Consider the following 19,578-nt stretch of genomic DNA (forward strand, 5'->3'; position numbering starts at 1 on the left):
CCGAGCTTCGACACGAGGACGATACTCTCAGACTCCGATTCTGCCGTAAAGAATTTGTGTGATTTCTTAATTCTTGACCGACTATCCTTCGGAAGAGACTCTGTGTATCTATGTCAAAAGCATTATCCAAGCAGCACCTCTCGGCCGAAATATCCTCTCAAGTTTTCGATACACTAGTTATAGGAGGCGGGATCACAGGAGCTACCTTGCTATGGGATGCTAGCCTAAGAGGTTTAAAGGCGATTTTGGTGGAAAAAAACGACTTCGCGTCGGGAACCACTCAAGCCACTTCCAAATTGATCCACGGTGGACTTCGATACTTAAAGAATGCAGAATTCGGTCTAGTGAGGGAGTCCTTAAGAGAGAGAAGGATCCTCGCGAAGATCGCTCCTCATTCTTTGAAAACATTGCCTTTTCTCATCCCCATCTATTCCGGTGCGGAGAAGTGGATCACTCATGTGGGTCTCGCAATGTACGACGCTTTTTCTTACGATCGAAATAGGGAGATCAGCTCCGATTCCTGGATTCCCAAATATAGATTCTTTTCCAAAGAAGAAATCATTCTGGAAGCTCCTTCCTTACCTAGAGAGGGTTTGAAAGGTGGATTTTTATATTACGATTACCAAAACTTGAATCCGGAAAGGCAGACCTGCGAGTTTATTTTTTCCGCGGAGAGAAAGGGGGGGCTCGCATTCAATTATACGGAACTCGTGGCAATCTCCAGACAAGGAGAAGTGTACCAGGCAATCCTAAAAGATAAAAGAAGCGGGAAGTCCTATCCTGTCTTCGCCAAGACAGTCGTGAACGCCGCCGGGCCTTGGGCGGATTTCGTGGAATCTCTAGCCGGAGTGGGAATGGATAAGGTTCTCGTTCGCTCTAAAGGAATCCATATAGTCACTAGGTCTCTCGGCACCTCCAAAGCCATCGTCCTGAAAAAAAGGGACAAGACTCATATGTTCGTTCTGCCTTGGAGGGGAAAAACCATCATAGGAACCACGGATACCGTATTCTCCGATTCCCCCGACAAATTCAAGGTCACGAAGCAGGACATCCAGGGACTATTAGAGGAAATTAATTATGCGTTCGGATATTCCGATCTAACGGAACGCGACGTAGATTTCTATTACGGTGGAATGAGACCTTTGGTAGAGGATCCGGGCGAAAAATCGGATACTTATAATGCTTCTCGCAAAACGGAAATCTTGGACCATAAGGACAAAGGCCTCCCCGGATTCTTTACCGCATTGGGAGGAAAATATACCACGAGCCGTCATCTGGCGGAAAAGATCGCGGATAAACTTTGCGATTATTTACCCGGAAACTTTCTGCCCTGCGAAACGACGCAAGTTCCTTTACTCAGCGGAGAATTTTCCGATCTATCTTCCCTGGTACAAGGTCTTGTTAAGAAGTTTCCGAAGCTTTCGGGGGAATATTTGGAAACCGCTGCCGTTCGATACGGAAGTCTTGCCTACAATATACTGAACTTGGCAAAACCGGGAGAGAATGCTGCTCTCTTAGCCAACGGGGAAAAAATACATGCATCCGAAATTCGTTATATAGCTAAAAACGAAAAAATAGAAAAAGCCACCGACTTTTTCTTCCGTAGGTCGGGTGTAGGTGTGCCGGGGCTACCAGATGCGGAAAATCTAAACTTGATTTTGAACGAATTAGGGTCTACTTTAGGTTGGAATTCCTCTAAGAAAAAAGCGGAAGGACTAGAAATCCAGGCAAGATATCGTTTTTAATTCGGAAGATCGGAGTTTAAGAAAGAGGCGAACGAAGAATGGATTGGAATATCGCATACCTATTATTCGGCGCCTCTTTCGGTTGTATCTGGTCTTTGGGGATTCTACTTTCTCCCGTTTCCTTAGGAGAAAGGACAAGAATCGCTCTTATCATGCTATTCTCCTCACTCTGGCTTATGGGAGGAGCGACATTCATTTCCGGAATGGTTCGCACTTATCCGATATTGTACGGATTCCATCTTCCTTTCGCATTGGGAATCGCACCCATTCTATACATACATTTTCAGGTCACTTTGCTTGGACTGGAAATTTCCAAAAAGGAGATCCTCCTACATTTTCTTCCCAATGTATTCTGCCTGATTTTGCTATTACCTTTTTGGGCGGGAGGAGAAGAGTTCAGAGCGAGAACGTTGCAGGAGATTACGCAGCCCGGGGGGTATTCCAGCATACTGGCTTTTCTGCAAATCACTCCTAAAATTTCAATTCTTTCCTATTTTCTACCCTTACTCTGGATATACCGAAGTTATTTATTCCGCTCCGAACAGGACGAAAACGAAGAAAGAGCTAGAAGAATGTTCCTACTCTTTATCAGTTTGGTTTGTCTCGTCATTTTCTGGGGACTCCTAGGATCCGTTATGAGAAGAATAGAATTCGTAAAAGAGAGTATCTTCAGTCTTCCCGCATTATTGGTTTTAGGGTATCTGCTCTCCCAAAGGGAACCGAATTGGCTCGGTTTCGTAGGAAAAAGTTTAAGAGAAGTAAGGTATAAGAAATCCAGACTCAACGGAATGGATGAAACAAAGATCAAGAATCGCCTGGAAACTCTGATGAAAAGAGAAAAGGTATACGCCGACGAGGATCTCACGCTTTCCCAGTTAGCGGAGGAATTGGAGCTTACCAACCACCAACTTTCCGAATTCTTAAATCGACGATTGTCTATGAAATTTTCGGATTATATCAACTCTTGGAGGGTGGAAGAAGCCAAGGTATTGCTCTTGGAAGATCCGAACCGTTCCATTTTGGCGATCTCCGAATCCGTAGGATTCAATTCCAAGTCCGCATTCAACGAAGCGTTTAAGAAATTTACGGAATCCACCCCCAGCGAATTCAGAAAGACCGCCGTTTTGTATAAAGCTTCGTTAAAATTTTAAAATCCATACGTCCTGAGTTATACGCCAGGACGACAAACTTCTTAAACGACCATATACTCTCCTCCATCCAAGGAGGTGGCATGAAAACTCTTGCCGATTTATTTCAATCGTCCAAAAATAAATATGGGGATCTTCCCGCGTTTCTGACTAAAAAATCCTCGGGGGAATTCGAATCGGTCGGATATTCCGAATTGTACGAATTAGGATTACGGCTTGGTACCGCACTTATAGAACTGGAATTTCCTTACAAAGGACATGCCGCCGTCCTTGCCGACAATCGCTTAGAATGGATTATCGCGGACTATGCGATCATAATGGCCGGAGGTGCGGACGTTCCTAGGGGAACGGATGTCACGGATTCCGACCTGAATCATATTCTTCCTCATAGCGGTTCCACGATCGTATTTGCGGAGAATGACGGCGTGCTACGGAAACTACAGCAGAACCAAGGAGCGATCCGCGACGTACAATCGATTATTCTAATGGATCCGAACGCAAAAGGAACCGGGAAAGAGCTTCGGTTTTGGGATCTGATCCAAAGAGGAAAAGAACTCAGGGAGAAGGGGAATCGCCAGATGGAAGAAAGGATTTCGCTGATCCAAGAAGAGGATCTTTTTACTCTGATTTACACGGCGGGAACTACGGGACGCCCCAAGGGAGTTCCTCTCACACATAAGAATATCATGTCCCAGATCAATCGCATACCTATCCAGCTCGCCGCGGGAGAAAGGATACTTTCCATTCTTCCCGTATGGCATAGTTTCGAAAGGATGTTCGAAATGGTATGCATCCATTTCGGAGCGGGTACGTACTATTCTTCCGTGAGGACTTTGAAGGAGGATCTAAAAAAGGTCAAACCTACTTTTATGGCCTCCGCGCCTAGGTTATGGGAAAGCATATACCAGGGGATCTATGCGACCGTATCCAAATCCTCCAATATAAAACAAAAATTGTTTCGCGCGGCATTGTTTTTCTCCTCGAATCTACAATCCGCAAAGCGCTGGCTAGGTTTCCGAGAATTGGATCTGACGGGTAGGAATTCCTTCGTTTCCTTTTTCGTGGGAATTTTCAAGATTATACAATATATTTTGAATATTCTCCCCGCCGCCTTCCTGGATCGGATCGTTTTGAGTAAGATTCGCCAGGCTACGGGAGGACAGCTAAAAGGTACCGTTTCCGGAGGAGGAGCGCTTCCCATCCATGTGGACAAATTTTTCAATGCGATCGGCATCCAGGTTTTGGAAGGATACGGTCTCACCGAAACTTCTCCCGTGATCTCCGTTCGCATCTTAAACGAGGCGGTGATGGGAACCGTAGGTCCTTTGTACAAGGAAACCTCTTTAAGAATCCTAGATCCGAATACGTCCAAGATTCTCTGGACGACGGAAGAGGGCGGACCGAAGGGGTTCGGTATCAAGGGTGAGATCCATGTTAAAGGGGATCAGGTAATGTCCGGATATTATCATGATGAAGAAAATACCCGCAAAGTGATGCAGGACGGTTGGTTCAATACGGGCGACCTGGGAATGATGACTTACAATAACTGTCTGAAAATCGTAGGCAGAACCAAAGAAACCATCGTTCTATTGGGAGGAGAGAATGTGGAGCCGGTCCCGATAGAGAATATTCTCGGTCAGTCGGAACTCATCCTACAATGTATGGTGATCGGTCAGGATCAGAAATATCTTTCCGCCCTTATCGTTCCGAATCCCGAATTTTTTCCGAATTACAAGTCCGGCGTCGGATTCGGTTCTCCGGAGGAAGAGGCAAAATGTGTGGCAAAGATCCAATCCGTAATTAAGAATTCCATCTCCGCTACGAACGGATTCAAGTCATTTGAAAGAGTGGTGGATTTCAGGATCCTACCTAAACCTTTCGAGACGGGAGACGAGCTTACCGCGAAACTTTCCGTAAAACGCCATATAGTTACGGAAAAATATTCCGGATTGATTTCGGATATTTACTCCGGCAAAAAGGAAGAGGCCATTAGGTAAGCGGATTTCTAATCAAGGTCGCGAGAATTTTAGGATTCCCTGAAATTCTTTCGCGTCCTTGGGCTGATTATTAAAAGACCGAACGTCATAAATGTTAAAAAGTGAAAGTATTAGCGAGAACGACTCCCATGAAATCTTTTACCACTTCGGCGACCTCGTCCAACTTGATCGAATCCTGATCCACGATTCTCTGTCCGACGGCTCCTAAAATAATACTGATCAGCAGTCTGTTCAGATTCGGATTCGTAATCCCTAAATGCTTGGTAATGATGGTGACGTATTCCTTCATCGCTTCCGCGATCAGTTGTTTTTCCTCTTCGTGGTTTTTGAGTCTGGATACGTCGCAGATGATATATAATAAATTCTGGAAATAGGTCTCTCTATCCTTGACCATCGAAAATAAGGCTTCCACTCTCTTTTCGATGGATTGGTTGTCTTCTCCCTTGGAGTAAACCTGAAGCTCCTCAATATCCTTGTTCAGGACGAACTTGACCAGTTCCTTGAAGATATCCTCTTTAGTGGAGAAATAATGGTAAAGGGTACCGGTGGAAACATCCAGCTCGGTTGCGATTTCTCTCATAGAAACGGCCGAATACCCTCTCCGAGCCAAAATATCCACACATTTAGAGAGGATTTCGGCCTTATACTTTTCGTGGTTTACGATTTTGGGCATTTCTTGTCAGTCCTGAATGAGAGTTTTTCTATTTCTATTTTCGCTCATCGAATTCTCGGATTTGTTATAAATCCGAGAATTCTTCCCTGATCTCTATATTCTAGGGGTAAGTTAATTATTTTATTTGTTCGAAAAAAGAATGCAAGTTTTTTTTCCAATTAGGGAAAAGATGAGAGAGTATCTTATCCTTTTGGGCCTCGGCGTCCTTCTTACCTAGCTCGAAGGCGTATTGGACCAATTGCGGACTGGTATAATCAAAACCCTGATCTATAAATTTCCCCTCGGGAGAAATCAGCAAGGTATCCCGGAGAATTTCCGGGGATTTCCCCACCAAGGTGGTGCTTTCGTAGAAGACCCCGATTTTAGGCAGCTCAGGAGAGAATTTTTCGAGGAGTAGGTTATTTGTCAGGCCCCCGTCCAGATAGTAATTTCCGTTTAGGCTTTGCAAAGGTAGAACCGGAAAGGCAGAGCAGGAATTCATCACGATCTGCGCAGCCGTCTCCGGATCCTTAAAATCCTCTTCCGTAAAGATCCTTTCTCTCCATCCCCAGTCTTTCATCTTCTTCAGGACCCGGTAAGGCAGATTTCCTTTCTTTCGCAATTCCTCATCTTGGAAATAGGCTCTTATAATGGAAGCGGCCTTGGCTAAAAGTAGCCTTTGGATGGGTTCTCCTTTTCGATTTTTATCTAGGGTCTCTTTGGGGATCTCTACCGTATGAATTCGAATTTTGGCAGCCTTGGAAATTAGCTTGGGAAATCGAAGGCAATAGTTCACGGTTCTTCTTGCGATTGTATGATGAGGGAAGGGAGAAAGAATCCTTAGGAGTCGATTCCAATAGAAATTCTTGGGGTTTCTTTTGGTGAGTTCTTGGAAGTAATTGGAACTATCCACTTCCGTTTCGGAAAGAGTGCTAACTGCCATCGCCGCACCGGCGCTTACGCCGGAAACTTCTTTGATCCGAATCCCCCAGGTTCGGAGGGCGAATGCGAAACCTAGTCCGTAAAAAGCCTTAATCCCTCCGCCTGCAATTGCGAGAGCGATTTCTTTTTGGGTACCTATTTCTTGCCATAAGGTCCGGATTCCTTTCTTAATTTTGTCTTCAAAAGAAAAATCCGGGTCCATAGATTCTAACAGAATGGTTGTGAATCCCAATCATGGCAATTTTAATTTGATGAAAATCAATCTATTTCCAGGATCGGACGGAAGTTCTTATACAAAAGCGAGGTGGACCTTGGCGGACGAGAATCAGTTGGACGAAATGCAAAAGGAATGGGAAAAATTCTCCAAGAAGGCTCCGGGGCTACTCATTCCTCCACCGGCCTTTAAGGAACTCTCCGGAGAATTCGTTTCTTACGTAAGAAAGAAAGAGCTAACTTGCAGTTTTTATATAGAACCGCGTTTTTCCAATCCTATGGGAGTGTTCCAAGGAGGTTTTTTGGGAGCGGCATTCGATAATACCTTCGGACCTCTTTGTTATTTGGCGGCCGGAAAACCCACAACTACATTGGAACTCAGCGTTAGTTATATACGTATGGTAAAGGAAAACCAAAGGATTACAGTAAATGCCAAGGTCGTTGCGAGAGGGAACCAACATATTTATTTGGAAGGGCAAGCTTTCGACGAGGAAGGGAAGTTGCTCGCCAAGTCCACGACCCAGGTGTTGATTCTAAGAATTCCGGGAGGAAGCGAGGCTTAAGGATTCCCGGTAAGAATTTTTAAGCCTGTAAGGATTCTTCCGAACCGGTTTGAGCGCTTGTTGGACCGGTGATTCTTTCAAGAGGGAGTTTTTTCACGTGTTCTGACATTTCCTTCAGAATATTGGCGGTGATTTCTTTCATGATATCACCCATCACTTCCGTTTCCAACACTTCGGCGATCATCTTACCTATATCTTCTCCTAACTTCTTGGAAATTTCGGACATGAAGGGGATGCGGGACAATTCTTCTAACAGAAATTTGGACTGAAGGGATTCGTTTACTTTTGCATTCAGGCGTTCCGTGTGTTTGGAAAAGGCTTGGTTCGCTAATTGGCTATAATCCAAACGGAGCATCACGTCTTGGACTCTTTCAAGAGAATGTAGGAAGACCGCATCCGCTATCGTATCCACGATCACGTCCCGGAAGCGGAAAGTGATCTCCCTAGTCAAGGCCTCGCTCACGTTTTGACCGGAAGTTCCGAAACGATAGAATGCGATCGCTAGTTTTACTCCTCTCAGGAGTAGGAAGGGTCTTAGAAAATACAAAGGAACGATTCCTACGAGTTCGTACCAGTTGGTTCTAAGATATTTTTTCAGATCCTTTTTTTCACGAATCTTGAACCAAACCTCGAATCCCCAGAGTATGATTACTACGAGGTCGAAAGCCAGTACGTAGGTGGGAATATCCTTATGAATGAAGTCTTTGTATGAGTTTAAGAATAGCAGGAAGAATACGTCGATTGCGGCGATACTGAGAAGAAAGTAATCCCTTGCCGTACCAGGGAGAACGCTTCTCCAATATTTGACGGTCTGAATCCAATTTCTGATTTTAGAAGGCTTTTGGGGCTTTCCTGTCTCTTTAGCCATGCGGAATCCGCCGAATCGGTTCGGTGTTTACAAGTTTTTCCGAAGTTCGCATTCTGGTCACTAGATTTCGCGAATGCATTTGGTGATCGACGGTTTCAACTTGATTTACAAATTTCCGGAACTGGAGGAATTCATGTATTCCAACCGTTTGCGGGACGCCAGGGTCGGCTTGCTGAGAATTCTAGAGTCTTATTCCAAGAAGATAAAGAGTCCCAAGATCCACGTTTTTTTCGACGGAAAGAAAGAGAAGGGAAACGATACCCGCAAGGATGCATACGGAGATTTGCAGGTTTATTTCAGCTTGGATGAAAAAGCCGACGAACTAATCAAAGAATATATTAAATTCTCTCCTAGACCGGCGGATTTGTTTGTGGTCACCTCCGACCAGGAAATTTTGATATTTGCGAAACGCTTAGGAGCCAAAACGATTCTTTCGGAAGAATTCGCCGAAAAAGTCGAAAAGGCCTTCTCGGAAAAACCCAAGATAGAGGAAAAAGACTCCAAGGAAAAATTATCTCCTTCGGAACTCCTTTATTGGAAGGAACTCTTTAAAAAGGGAAAGTGAAAGGGTGCTTTTTAATACGATTCTATTTCTCGTTTTCTTCTCCGTAGTCTATCCGATTTATTGGCTACTTCCGGAGCGTCGCAGATCGGATTTCCTTCTTTTAGCTAGTGCCGTATTTTACATCCTCGGATCGGCGACCCTGTTAGGAGGGATAGGATTCTTCCTACATTTTTTAGGAATCGTGCTCCTAAATTACTTCGCTTACTTTAAGATTCGGACTTCGTCCTCGCCTAAGCCCTGGATGATCTTCGCCGTTCTATTGAACGTGATCAATCTGGGATTTTTCAAGTATTTCTACTTTATCAATCGTATTCTTTACGATCTCACATCCTTTCCTTTCTTCGAGGAAGTTCCAAGAATCCTACAGATATCCCTTCCTTTGGCGGTTAGCTTTTACAGTTTCCAGATGATCGCCGCCGCGGTAGACGCCTATAGAAAGCCGGAAGGGGAGATCATATCCCTCAAAAAGTATCTAGGATTTGTGATATTCTTCCCGGTTCTTATCGTCGGTCCCATTTTGAGAGTAAGGGATTATTTTCCCAACCTGAATTCCTTACGTCCGGATAAGGATAAGATCGTAAGAGGGTCCTATCTGGTCATAGGCGGATTATTGAAGAAGATCCTAGTCGCGGATCCGGTTGCCGGAGTCATCGCACCCGTTTTCTCCCATCCGGGGCAATACGATATTCTCTCCTTGGTCATGGTCGCTTTCGGATATGCGATCCAAGTATATTGCGATTTCTCCGGATTGACCGACATGGCGAGAGGTGTGGCTCTGATGTTCGGGTTCGAACTCCCCGAAAACTTCGAAGCTCCTTTATTTTCTCCTTCGGGTAAGGTGCTTTGGCAGCGTTGGCATATGACGCTTTCCTTTTGGTTGCGGGATTATATCTATTTCTCCTTAGGGGGAAGTAGAAAGGGAGAATGGAGAACCTACATCAACCTGATCATCACGATGACCGTAGGAGGAATTTGGCACGGAGCGGATTACACGTTCGTAACCTGGGGATTTTATTGGGGGTCGATTCTCGCCTTGGAACGTTTCCTCATGGGAAAATTCGGTTGGGACGACGGAGAAAATAGCAATCGAATCGTGAAGTTCCTACGTATCCAATTCGTATTCGCTCTCTTTTCGTTTAGTGCGATTCTTTTCAGAGCGAATTCCGCGAAAACAATGGTGCAACACGTTGTAGGACTCGTAACTAATACCGCATCGCATTTCTCCTCCCAATTGCAATCTCTGAAGTTAGGCTGGGTGGAAGAAGCGACGAGTCTAGTCGCAGGGCCTTCCCCTTTCTTATTCGATACGATGAAGAATATGGAGAAGATTTTTTACGCTTATCTGGGGTTCGTTTTCTTCCATTGGGTCCAGACCCGGAAGGATAAATTGATATCTTTAGCGAAAGGCAGGGACTGGGCGCTCATTCTCGGCGGTGTCGGGACGATACTTTCGATCGCTCTTTTCTCGGAAGACTCGGGCGTTTGCGTGTATTGCCAATTTTAAAGGAGAAGGAACCGTGAAAAAGAATCTATTTTTATTTATTCCATTGCTCATCCTTCTTTTTTCCATCGCTGTGGATCGTATTCTCACCATGAATGCTTTCGAGCCTTATTATTCCAAATCGTTCTCGCATTTGAATTTTATCAGTAAAGAAGATCTGTATAAGGATCTTAAGGCGGAATTACAAAAACCTTCGTCCGAGAGAAGTAAGATTCTGGTATTTTTCGGAAATTCCAGGGCATTGCTTCTGCCTTATTCCGAACTCAGGAAGAAATACCCGGATTGGATGTTGTATAATTTTTCCGTTCCCGGCGGTTCTCCCGATTATTTCCTATATTGGGTGGAGAGATTCGTTTCGGATGGAGTTCGTCCCGATTTCGTTCTCCTGGATCAATCATTAGAAATCTATAATAGAACTCCTCTCTTAGCCTTGGACGAGGTGATCGTTTACGGTGTTTCCGTAGATTTCGTACTTAGGCATCTATCCACCTACTCTAGGGAAGAAATCTCCGTTTTCTTATCCAAGAGACTATTTCACACTTTTCGGGATAGGCCCAAGCTTTGGAGAGTCCTGGAGCGCTTAAAGAACGATTCCGCGGAAGCGGATATGTACAGAAACGGGGTACATAAGGTTTTGGATATGCTGGAAAAGGAAAAGGGGAGTACTCCTAGAGAATTGACCCCCTTGAAACAAGCGGAGGAAACCATAGTGACCATGTCGGACTCGGATTTTTCTTCCTATCTTAGACCTTATACTTTTTATCCGGATATGCTTTCGGTTCAGACGGAATCGGTCCGACTCCTGCAAAAAGCGAATATACCTTACGCTACGATTTGGGTGAGAGTAGCAAGACCTTACTTCGAGTTGTATAAGTCCAGGATCGTGGATACATCGGAAGGTCCCAAAACCCCGTATCAGGTTTGGAAACCGATCATAGACGATTGGAGTCTAAAAACCGGAACCGCATTATGGAATATGAATGAAGACCCGGAGTATAATTGCGACGAGTTTGCGGACCCGGGGCATATGTCTCCGAATTGTTTTCCCGCCTTCGGAGATTATATATTCAGAAAATTAAAAGAAACCGAGGTTACGGGAAAGAATCAAGGGAAGTAAGAGGCCAAGGCGGGCAGAATCTCACCCGCTTTCCCCTGTAGAAATAGATCAGCGTGTCTGCTGTATCCACTTTCTTCCGTATTGATTTCGATAACTAAGGATCCGTTTTCTCTTGCGATCCTGGCCAGTTCCACCGGAATCCCCACCATACCGGAAGAGCCTATGACTAGAGTCACTTCGGCAGATTCTGCGTATTTTACGGATTCGTTTAAGAGATCCTCATCATAACTTTCTCCGAACCAAAGCACTCCAGGACGAAGACTACCCCCGCAATGATCGCATAAGGGAGGAACCTCTCCCATAGGTAGAATCGTTTCGCTTTGATGGTTACAGGAAATACAACGGTTACGGAAAATATTACCGTGGATTTCAAGTAAACGTTTCGAACCCGCTTTGCGGTGCAGTCCGTCCACATTCTGAGTTACCAGTCGGAATCCGGGAAATTTCTCCTCCAATTCGGCAAGAACCTTATGCGCCGGGTTCGGTTCTTTTTGAGAGATCAGTTCCATTCTCCAAAGATACCATTCCCAAACTAGCTTAGGATTTTTCCGGAAAGCTTCCGGGGTTGCTAGTTCTTCCGCACGAAAATTCTTCCATAACCCGTCTTTGCCTCGGAATGTGGGAACTCCGCTTTCCGCAGAAATCCCCGCTCCCGTGAGTGCCAATATTCTTTTAGAAGATTTAAGCCGCTCCCGAATAACCGATCCTAAGGGCAGAATCATTCGGGTAAATATAGTCCCGTTCGGACTTCCTTTTCCTTGTCGGTGCCGGCTAATATTTGTACGATTTTAAGAGCGAACTCGAAGGCCGAGCCGGGACCGATGCTAGTCAGTATCTTTCCGGAAATTTCGATCCGGTTGCCCGTATAATTCGGAGTCTTGGGAACGCTTCCGGGAAACGCAGTAAATCGAACGGATTCGTTTAGAATATTATGATGTAATAAAACTCCCGGAGAAGCGCATATCGCACCTACCCATCGTTTTTCTTCCGAGAATTTAAGTAGAATCTCCCCGAGTATGGGATTTTCCTTTAAATTTTGAGTCCCCGTTTTGCCTCCGGGGAGAAGAATCATATCGAAATCATAAGGATCTATTTCGGAAAGAAGAACATCCGGCAAAATTCGGACTCCACGAGAAGATGTCACCGGGCCTTGGGAAAGACCGGCGGAAACGACTTCTATACCGGCTCTTCTTAATACGTCAACAAGAATGACTGCCTCCATTTCCTCCATGCCGTTTGCAAACGGAATTAGAACCTTAGACATACGGGTAAACCTTTCCTAGAAAAGAATAGAATCGGAAAACAGAGGATCCCGACCAATCAGATAAGAATCTAAGATCGGGTTTTTTGCAAGGAAAAGTCCGAGAAGACTTTCGGGAAGAATCGGATTAGATCCGATTCGACCAGGTGACGTTCGAATTTAAGAGATAATTGGAGGCCATAGCCACCAGAATGGAAGCCATATCGCATAGGAACTTAATGGGAAGATGTACCAAATTCCAGTCGGAAGAGAAGGAATAATACAGATAATGAAAGCTCAAAATCTGCAAAAGGATTCCCCAAACGCTAACCGTGTGAAATAGAAAGAGCCCGCGTAGTGCATTCCATTTTTCGAATCTTCTCTCGTAAAATGTGAAGTAGTTATTCAGAATGAAATTGGATACTATGGACAATTCGATTCCGAACAGTACGGAGATAGAAATTGGATCCAAAAAGGAAATCCCAGTATTCAATTGACCGAAACCTAAAAGTTCTCCGAGTAAAAAACCGAGTAAATTTACGATCACACCTGTGGCTCCGACAAGACAATAAAGTAGAAAGGTAGGTGAGATCCATTTTCCGAAACGAATATCCAAAAGAGCCAAAAAGAAGCTTTTAATAACTGAATTGTCCAGCTTAGTCGTGCCGTGGATCCTATTTTGGAAAGTATAGGGAATTTCCTCGATCTTGAGTTTGGTTTCGGAACGTCCCAAGAATTCCAGAAGAATTTTGAATCCCCTAGGATTGATGGAATTCTTTACCTCCGAATAAATGGATCTTTTGATTCCGAAATATCCGCTCATGGGATCCGAAACGGGGAGTCCCAGAATCCTCTGGGCCAAAAAATTGGCGAACCTACTGATCGCGGTACGGATAAAGGACCATTTACCAGTAGAACCGCCTGCGGCATATCTGGTTCCTAGGCAAAGATCCACATCTCTTTCGGAAAAAGAACGAATCATCTCCGGAAGTATTTTCTCGTCGTGCTGCAGATCCGAATCCATCACGACGAATACGTCACCCTCAGCGATTCCCATACCGGTGAGTACGGCGGAAGACAGGCCTTTACTGTCCAATCTGCGAATTACTTTTAGCTGAGGAATACTCTCCTTCAGATCCTCTGCGATCTTCCAGGTCCGGTCCGGGCTGTCGTCGTCCACCACGATGATTTCGTATTTATAATCGGACAAGGATCTACTGATCCGATCCGCCGCGATCGGAAGATTTTCGCTTTCGTTATATGTAGGAAGAATGACGGAAATCTTGGGAGCCATCTTTGACCAGAATTTCTTTTGGAAAAAATTAGGGCAACGCAAAATATGTAATTAATTGATTACATACATTTGTTTTCGGATTCTTCCCGACTTAGGTATAGAAAATTAGAAAAGTTTTAAGTCGAAATGGAACTCGGTCGGAGATCGGAAAGTTACGATCGAGACGTATTAAACTTTGACCGACGAACAGCGCGCTATGTTCGAATGAAAAAGGAAGTAGAAAGAGAAAGCCGGAAAAAATCCGGCTTTGGAATGTATTTGGATTATTTGCAGCAGAGTAGGGCGCTTGCGCTGCCGTTTCTTTGTGCAACTCCGGCAAGATATTCGTTATCCGCGCATTGTCCTTTATAGGATCCGGAGGCGAAGTCTCCACCTTTTGAGGAAGAACGACTATCTCCTCGATCGAACCAGGCTGTGCGGCAGGAATTTCCTAGACTTCGGTTTGCGGAAGAACATAGAATTCCGCTCGTTCCCCACCAACGCTTAGAGAATCCGGACACATAGTAGTTTTGAGGACATTCGTATTTAGTAAATCCTCCTGCCCAATCCCCGGTTCCGTGATAGCGTGCCCCTGTTTCGTTTACAGCCTGCACATTAAACGCTCGATTGGAATTCCAGAGGAGTCCGAAATTGATATCTGTGCAAAGAGCCTTCTGGTTTTGGCTGAGACCGTTCAGTCTATATCCGTCCGGGCACGTTCCTTTGGTTGCTCCATTGTCCCAGTCGTTATTTAGAGTGGAGGAATTATCGTCGCCGCTTCCCAAAGAAAGACTAGTGAAATGATTCGTATTCACGGTTTGTCCCTGGTTGCCGGGAAAGGAAATCAAACGTCCTAGATGCGCGAATCTCCAATCGTCCTTTAGGGTCCTAGACCAATCGCTGGATACAAGTCCCCATCCGTCATTGCCGTTTAAAGGCCAAATTGCGAAGTCTATATCCTTCTCTATAAGGTAATCCACGAGACGCTTCAGCCATTCCTGATCCGCTGGATTCGTTTCGGTCGGAGAGGACCCGAATTCACTTACCCAAACGGGTGCGGTGAAATAGTATTCGGAATCCGTAACATAGCCCCATTCGGAATGGATCGTATTGCGAAAAGTATTCAGGTCCATATCCTTATATTTGATATTGTTTCCCGAGGTGGAATCATCCCCATTATGATTCGGACCTATATATGCGTAATTATGAGCCGCATATACAAGTTTGTTCGGAATGCGAAAGTGGATGGGTAGATCTCTAACCGGCTTCAAATGAGGTCGCTCTCCGGAACCGATAACCGGAACGAGTCCCCACCAGTTGATTCCTTCCACTACGATTAGGATATCCGGATGAGCGATATTGATCTTATTTCCTAATTCTTGCGCGGCCTTGTGCCAATCGTTCACATCGTTTGACCCCCAGTTCGGACTGTCAGGGATATAAGTGTCCGCCTTTCTTTGTGTACGGACCTCGTTCCTAAGATCGGCCGCAACCACTAAAGGATTATTAATATATCGGTTGACCATAAAGATCCAATCGTTCTGCCACATTTCGGTGGTTTGATTATAGGCGAAGCTCGAGCCGGTATGATACCAGAGGCCGTTATAATCGTATCCGCAGCACCATTCCGAAAAAGTGGTGTGGTTGTTCAGAACGACCGCGATTCCGGCGTCGGTCAGGGCTTTTACAGTCAGATCGTAAACTTCCAAAGGAGTTTTTCCGAAGAATTGAGGGTTTGCCGAGATGTATTCGTTCGGTACGGGAGTGGAATCGTGAAGCATCTTGTTGGAGAAAGGGAGCCGGACCGCATTGAAGCCCCATTCTTGTATAAGCCCAATTATATTTCCGATAGGTTGTTTATCCAAACCTCCGACTACTTGGCGAGTGTCGCTTGCTCCATACCAGTTAGCGGCCTTCAATTTGAATCTCTTCTGGTTTACGTCCACGATATATCTTCCGTTTGTGCTCAAAGGAAAAGTATAACCGTTCGAACTAAACGAAAGCGCTTGGACGGAAGAAGCAGGGTTAGAGGATTGAGGCGAATTTCCTAAGAAACCCAGAGCGAGTCCCGTGTTCGGATCCTCGGGGGAACAGGTGGAAACTAAGAAGGAGCAGGTTAAAACAATAAGAAGAAGGGGAAGCCTCTTCCTAAGTATACGATGGTTCATTTCAAATTCTCTCCAATGAATTTCCGATCGGAAATTCGGATGTCTTTATTTTTCAGTAACCATTGAACGATTTTTGCTTATAAGTGAAATGTTTTTGGGGGCGGGAATCCTTATAAGGCGCTTATATTTTTAAAAATAAACGTTCGCTTTTACGTTGTGGTGGAGAATCCAACGGATCGGAATGAAGTATCCGGTGTTGATATATATTGAATTTATATAATATTATAAATTTTGTCTGTGGGACGTTTGTTCCGAATTGCCCGAAAAAAACCGAAAGGCTTTTTCGGGCGAGTATTCGTTTATATTTTAATTTGATTTTTCGTCTAGAAATTCTTCAACTAGAGCAGCGGTCAATTCCGGGTAGCGGGTCCTAGTACCGGATACGGTCAGGATTTCGCCCAGATATTCTCCATGTCCGCTGGGAAGGACGATTAGTCTGGAGCCGGAGATCAATCTGGTCAATTCCGCTGCATGTTCCAGAGTGCCTACATCCCTGTCTCCCGAAATGATTAGGGTGGGGGCTTTGACCGATTTGACTTCTCGGTCGCTTGTATCCCGAAAGTTGAGCATTCTATTTACGTCTTTCTCGTACATCGTATGAAGCTTTTTAGGATCCGGATTCACTTTCAGAAAAGAGTCTTTTAGAGGCTGGGGCATGCTTTCGAAAGTCGCTTTCTTCATGAAATCCCAGAATTGAGGCGGAGCGCCCGATTTTTTGGTCATGGAAGAAGCGAATACTAATTTGCGAACCAATTTGGGATGACGTAGTGTGAGTTGTAAAGCGACACTCGCTCCGTTACTGAAGCCGAATACATCCGCTTTTTCTATCTTCAATTGCTTCAGTAATCCGGCCACATCGTCCGCAGAAGAATCGAATCGCACCGGTGCATTTCTGTCGGAGGTCCTACCGTGAGCCTGTTCGTCTAAGGCGATGACTTTTCGATGCTGCGCAAATAGGGGAAGAATTCTACCATAGGTCACTTCTATATTGGATCCGCCTCCGTTTAGAAGTACCAACGGAACTCCTTCGTCGGAGCCGTGGATTTCATAGTAAATATCGATTCCATTCACTGGGAGATGTCCGCTTTTCTTCGGAACGGAAGTGATAGAGGGAGCATTTTCTCGTAAAGAAAAGCGAGATCCTGAGGAGCAGGATGCGAAAGAGATTAGTAAGAATAAGCTCGCGATGATATAAAGAGGACCGATTTTCATGATCATTCTCCCGATTCCAATTCGGATAAATATTCCGTTAGTTTGTCCAAATGCACCGCCGTTCCAGCTTCGCGAGAAGCGACGCTGGAGGCTCCGTCGGTTGACCCGTCTAAGAAGGCCACGTGTTCCGTAAATACCAACTTAGTTCTTTTCGGGCCCAGATTTTCGATTTGTACAGAAATCAAAGACACCGAGTATAATACTCCGTTCAAATGCATATCATAAACGAAAACGAGTCTAGTATCCTCCAACAATTCGTGGAACCGGGCGGTGTATAAGGTTTCCATCGTATCACCGAATTTTCCGTGTAAGATTTCGATTCCTCCCACACGAAAATCCAATTCTCTCCTGATTAGTTTCCATTCTTTCGGCCCGAAGAACCAATGAGATTTGGCTTCCGAGCTTGCCCAAGCAGAATAGACCGCTTTTGCGGTCGCATTATAGATTCTCTCGATGCTGAAATTCTCATGGGCAATCGTCTTTAGAGTCCTCATATTTTACTCCCTGTCTTCGCTTTCCAAAAATTCACCTAAACGATCCAAATTATTCTCCCAAAATTTTCTGCGATCGTTTAGCCAATTCTCCACGAGCTTCAAAGAATCGGGCCTCATTTTGCAAGAGCGAACCCGACCGACCTTACTCGTTTGGATGAGACCGCTTTCCTCCAAAATCTGAATATGCTGCACGACGGCAGCCATACTCATTTTCAAAGGATGAGCGAGTTCACTCACGGAGGCTTCCTTCTGACTTAGAGTTTCCACTATGGTCCTCCTAGAAGGATCGGATAGAGCGTAAAAGATCCGATCCAAGGAGGGTGAAGAATGGTTAAGCATATGCTTTAGTATAAAGATTTTACATAAATAGTCAAGTGTTTACTTAAGTATTCTGAGAAGAATGAGCCCTACGGCTGGATAATATTACTTCCGATAATGTATATTATGTCGCATTGGATAAAATTTTTCAAGAAAGGGCTATGAAATTGGCCTGAAATCGTCGGTCCTCCTACAATTTTTGGGAGTTCCTGGGACGATCTACCGTTTCCAGGAGCTTCCAGTTTTTTACTAAGAGACCCTTCGGGTCGAAAACTCGTAAGAGGTACTACAAAATCTCTGCCTAACTCATAACGAAGAGCTACAACGACGTTGAAATGCTTTTTTACCTCGAGACTGTCGTCCGTAGGTAGATAGGTCTTTCTCTCTTTCTTGCGATTACCGGATGGACAAAAAGATAGAACTCGTAAGAACGAACTGGATCAATACCCCTGCCAAAGAGAAATCGTAACGATGGTTTTGCCATTGTCCGATTTATTTTCACATTGGCATTTGATTTTGGCAGATTGGCTATAATAGCCTTGGCCGAGAGAAAATCCGGGGGCCGGCTTACAGCTTTTATACAATCCTCCGTCGACGAGACGATTGCAGGCTTCTTGGATAGCGGCTTCTATATCTCCGCCTTGGGAATCCACCTTTCCGGGAAGGACTAAAAAGGCAGCGGCGGAGATCGTAAGTAAAATAGCTAGGATGGTTTTTTTCATGAGGATTCCGAAAACAAATAGGAATCTTCATTTTGGAAAGAAAATATTTCAAACGAAATTTTTTGCGAAATTGAAAATTATATCAAAATCAAAAAGGATCTCTAATCACATGGCAAATTCTTCCGCCTTTCTTTGTAAAGAATTGCTCAATTCCTCGCATTTACGAGCTTGAGCAGCTGTTTCCAAAGCCTGGTCGGAGACGAAACTGTTCGCGTTCTGTATGCCGTCTAAAAAGGACTTAATTTCATCCAATCCTTTCTTTTCTTCCTCCGTGGCCTGGTGTACGATCTCCGCAATTCGATCCACTTTCCGCAAGGCAGAACCGACGGTTCTTCTCGCTTCCATTTGTCCGGCAAGTAATGCGAAGAAGGAATCTAGGCTTTCTTTCACGAGATCCACGTCCGAAAGAATAAAAGAAATTGTCTTCGTACCGGATTGGACAATCTCGGTGTTTCTTTCCATTTCATTCTTTCCTTCTCTTGTGAGTCGTGAGATTTCCTTAATCGCCCTTCCTGTTTGTTCGGCAAGTTTCGAAATCTCCTCCGCAACGACCGCAAAACCCTTACCGTGCTCCCCGGCTCTGGCTGCTTCTATGGAAGCGTTCAGGGCTAGGAGATTTACTTTATCGGCTATATCGTTGATGGCTCCCAATTTGGAAGTCGTAGCGGACGAACTAACACCGATGCGATCGATCGATTTTTCGATGGCTTTTAGGCTTTCTTCGGATTCTCTTGCATGAGTCCAAGCCGTTTCGAAGAGTTTCTTCGTGGAAATTAGGCCTTCTTCCATTTTATTGAAACTTTCCTCTAAGTTTTGAAAGGAGGACCCGAGTTCGTTTGT

General features: G+C 44.8%; 19 protein-coding genes (1 of these 19 cut by a window edge). 7 read left to right on the plus strand and 12 right to left on the minus strand.

Annotated elements, in window-relative coordinates:
* The first annotated feature begins 110 nt into the window (after window positions 1–110).
* From LEP1GSC061_RS02155 to LEP1GSC061_RS02165, 3 genes are all read left to right on the plus strand, one after another.
* Window positions 111–1,745 (plus strand): glycerol-3-phosphate dehydrogenase/oxidase, encoded by a 1,635-nt coding sequence (locus LEP1GSC061_RS02155; protein WP_016544023.1) that lies wholly within the window; start codon window positions 111–113, stop codon window positions 1,743–1,745.
* Window positions 1,746–1,783: 38 nt separating this feature from the next.
* The gene (locus LEP1GSC061_RS02160) at window positions 1,784–2,896 is read left to right on the plus strand and encodes an AraC family transcriptional regulator (RefSeq protein WP_016543567.1); all 1,113 of its coding nucleotides are present in this window, start codon (window positions 1,784–1,786) and stop codon (window positions 2,894–2,896) included.
* Between the two features lie 80 nt (window positions 2,897–2,976).
* Window positions 2,977–4,890, plus strand: coding sequence for an AMP-dependent synthetase/ligase (locus tag LEP1GSC061_RS02165; protein ID WP_016543396.1), 1,914 nt, complete (start codon window positions 2,977–2,979; stop codon window positions 4,888–4,890).
* A gap of 94 nt (window positions 4,891–4,984) precedes the next feature.
* On the opposite strand, the gene LEP1GSC061_RS02170 is transcribed toward LEP1GSC061_RS02165, so the two are convergent.
* Window positions 4,985–5,563 carry a TetR/AcrR family transcriptional regulator gene (locus tag LEP1GSC061_RS02170; protein WP_016543447.1) on the minus strand — a complete coding sequence of 193 codons (579 nt, stop codon included), beginning with the start codon at window positions 5,561–5,563 and terminating at the stop codon, window positions 4,985–4,987.
* Window positions 5,564–5,678: 115 nt separating this feature from the next.
* Complete coding sequence (locus LEP1GSC061_RS02175) at window positions 5,679–6,686, minus strand: patatin-like phospholipase family protein (protein WP_016543624.1); 1,008 nt, start codon at window positions 6,684–6,686, stop codon at window positions 5,679–5,681.
* Window positions 6,687–6,822: 136 nt separating this feature from the next.
* Between LEP1GSC061_RS02175 and LEP1GSC061_RS02180 the strand changes: the two genes are divergently transcribed.
* Window positions 6,823–7,260 carry a PaaI family thioesterase gene (locus LEP1GSC061_RS02180; protein ID WP_415751821.1) on the plus strand — a complete coding sequence of 146 codons (438 nt, stop codon included), beginning with the start codon at window positions 6,823–6,825 and terminating at the stop codon, window positions 7,258–7,260.
* A gap of 19 nt (window positions 7,261–7,279) precedes the next feature.
* Here the strand turns inward: LEP1GSC061_RS02180 and LEP1GSC061_RS02185 are convergent, their stop codons facing one another.
* A complete protein-coding gene (locus LEP1GSC061_RS02185) occupies window positions 7,280–8,128 on the minus strand; it encodes a hypothetical protein (RefSeq protein WP_016543780.1) in 849 nt (282 codons plus the stop codon).
* Between the two features lie 73 nt (window positions 8,129–8,201).
* Here LEP1GSC061_RS02185 and LEP1GSC061_RS02190 point away from each other — a divergent pair, with 73 nt between their 5' ends.
* Genes LEP1GSC061_RS02190 through LEP1GSC061_RS02200 form a run of 3 tightly spaced genes read left to right on the plus strand, consistent with a single transcriptional unit; the run spans window position 8,202 to window position 11,311 of the window.
* Entirely contained in the window at window positions 8,202–8,693 is a 492-nt protein-coding gene (locus tag LEP1GSC061_RS02190; protein ID WP_040507613.1) for an NYN domain-containing protein, read from the plus strand.
* Between the two features lie 4 nt (window positions 8,694–8,697).
* A complete protein-coding gene (locus tag LEP1GSC061_RS02195; RefSeq protein WP_016543985.1) occupies window positions 8,698–10,197 on the plus strand; it encodes an MBOAT family O-acyltransferase in 1,500 nt (499 codons plus the stop codon).
* 13 nt (window positions 10,198–10,210) lie between these two features.
* Entirely contained in the window at window positions 10,211–11,311 is a 1,101-nt protein-coding gene (locus tag LEP1GSC061_RS02200) for a DUF1574 domain-containing protein (protein WP_016543966.1), read from the plus strand.
* Here LEP1GSC061_RS02200 and LEP1GSC061_RS02205 read toward each other — a convergent pair.
* From LEP1GSC061_RS02205 to LEP1GSC061_RS02245, 9 genes are all read right to left on the minus strand, one after another.
* On the minus strand, window positions 11,299–12,033 hold the full coding sequence (locus tag LEP1GSC061_RS02205; RefSeq protein ID WP_016544089.1) for an SIR2 family NAD-dependent protein deacylase: 735 nt from the start codon (window positions 12,031–12,033) through the stop codon (window positions 11,299–11,301). The genes LEP1GSC061_RS02200 and LEP1GSC061_RS02205 overlap by 13 nt on opposite strands.
* The gene (locus LEP1GSC061_RS02210) at window positions 12,030–12,575 is read right to left on the minus strand and encodes a DJ-1 family glyoxalase III (protein WP_016543349.1); all 546 of its coding nucleotides are present in this window, start codon (window positions 12,573–12,575) and stop codon (window positions 12,030–12,032) included. Before LEP1GSC061_RS02210 ends, LEP1GSC061_RS02205 begins: the two co-directional genes overlap by 4 nt.
* Before the next feature lie 124 nt (window positions 12,576–12,699).
* Window positions 12,700–13,845, minus strand: a complete 1,146-nt coding sequence (locus LEP1GSC061_RS02215) for a glycosyltransferase (RefSeq protein ID WP_016544035.1) — start codon at window positions 13,843–13,845, stop codon at window positions 12,700–12,702.
* Between the two features lie 263 nt (window positions 13,846–14,108).
* Window positions 14,109–15,992, minus strand: a complete 1,884-nt coding sequence (locus tag LEP1GSC061_RS02220) for a glycoside hydrolase family 5 protein (protein WP_016543832.1) — start codon at window positions 15,990–15,992, stop codon at window positions 14,109–14,111.
* Between the two features lie 306 nt (window positions 15,993–16,298).
* Window positions 16,299–17,204, minus strand: coding sequence for an alpha/beta fold hydrolase (locus LEP1GSC061_RS02225; RefSeq protein WP_016543689.1), 906 nt, complete (start codon window positions 17,202–17,204; stop codon window positions 16,299–16,301).
* Between the two features lie 2 nt (window positions 17,205–17,206).
* Window positions 17,207–17,698 (minus strand): SRPBCC domain-containing protein, encoded by a 492-nt coding sequence (locus tag LEP1GSC061_RS02230; protein WP_016543903.1) that lies wholly within the window; start codon window positions 17,696–17,698, stop codon window positions 17,207–17,209.
* 3 nt (window positions 17,699–17,701) lie between these two features.
* Complete coding sequence (locus LEP1GSC061_RS02235) at window positions 17,702–18,037, minus strand: ArsR/SmtB family transcription factor (protein ID WP_040507615.1); 336 nt, start codon at window positions 18,035–18,037, stop codon at window positions 17,702–17,704.
* A 419-nt stretch (window positions 18,038–18,456) separates the two neighbouring features.
* The gene (locus LEP1GSC061_RS02240; protein WP_016543429.1) at window positions 18,457–18,738 is read right to left on the minus strand and encodes a hypothetical protein; all 282 of its coding nucleotides are present in this window, start codon (window positions 18,736–18,738) and stop codon (window positions 18,457–18,459) included.
* 105 nt (window positions 18,739–18,843) lie between these two features.
* A protein-coding gene (locus LEP1GSC061_RS02245) for a methyl-accepting chemotaxis protein (RefSeq protein WP_016543496.1) crosses the window boundary here: on the minus strand, window positions 18,844–19,578 show its 3' portion. It continues 801 nt past the right edge of the window; the window shows 735 of its 1,536 coding nt (coding positions 802–1,536); its start codon lies beyond the right edge, outside the window; its stop codon occupies window positions 18,844–18,846.

Source organism: Leptospira wolffii serovar Khorat str. Khorat-H2 (genome assembly GCF_000306115.2).
GTDB lineage: Bacteria > Spirochaetota > Leptospiria > Leptospirales > Leptospiraceae > Leptospira_B > Leptospira_B wolffii.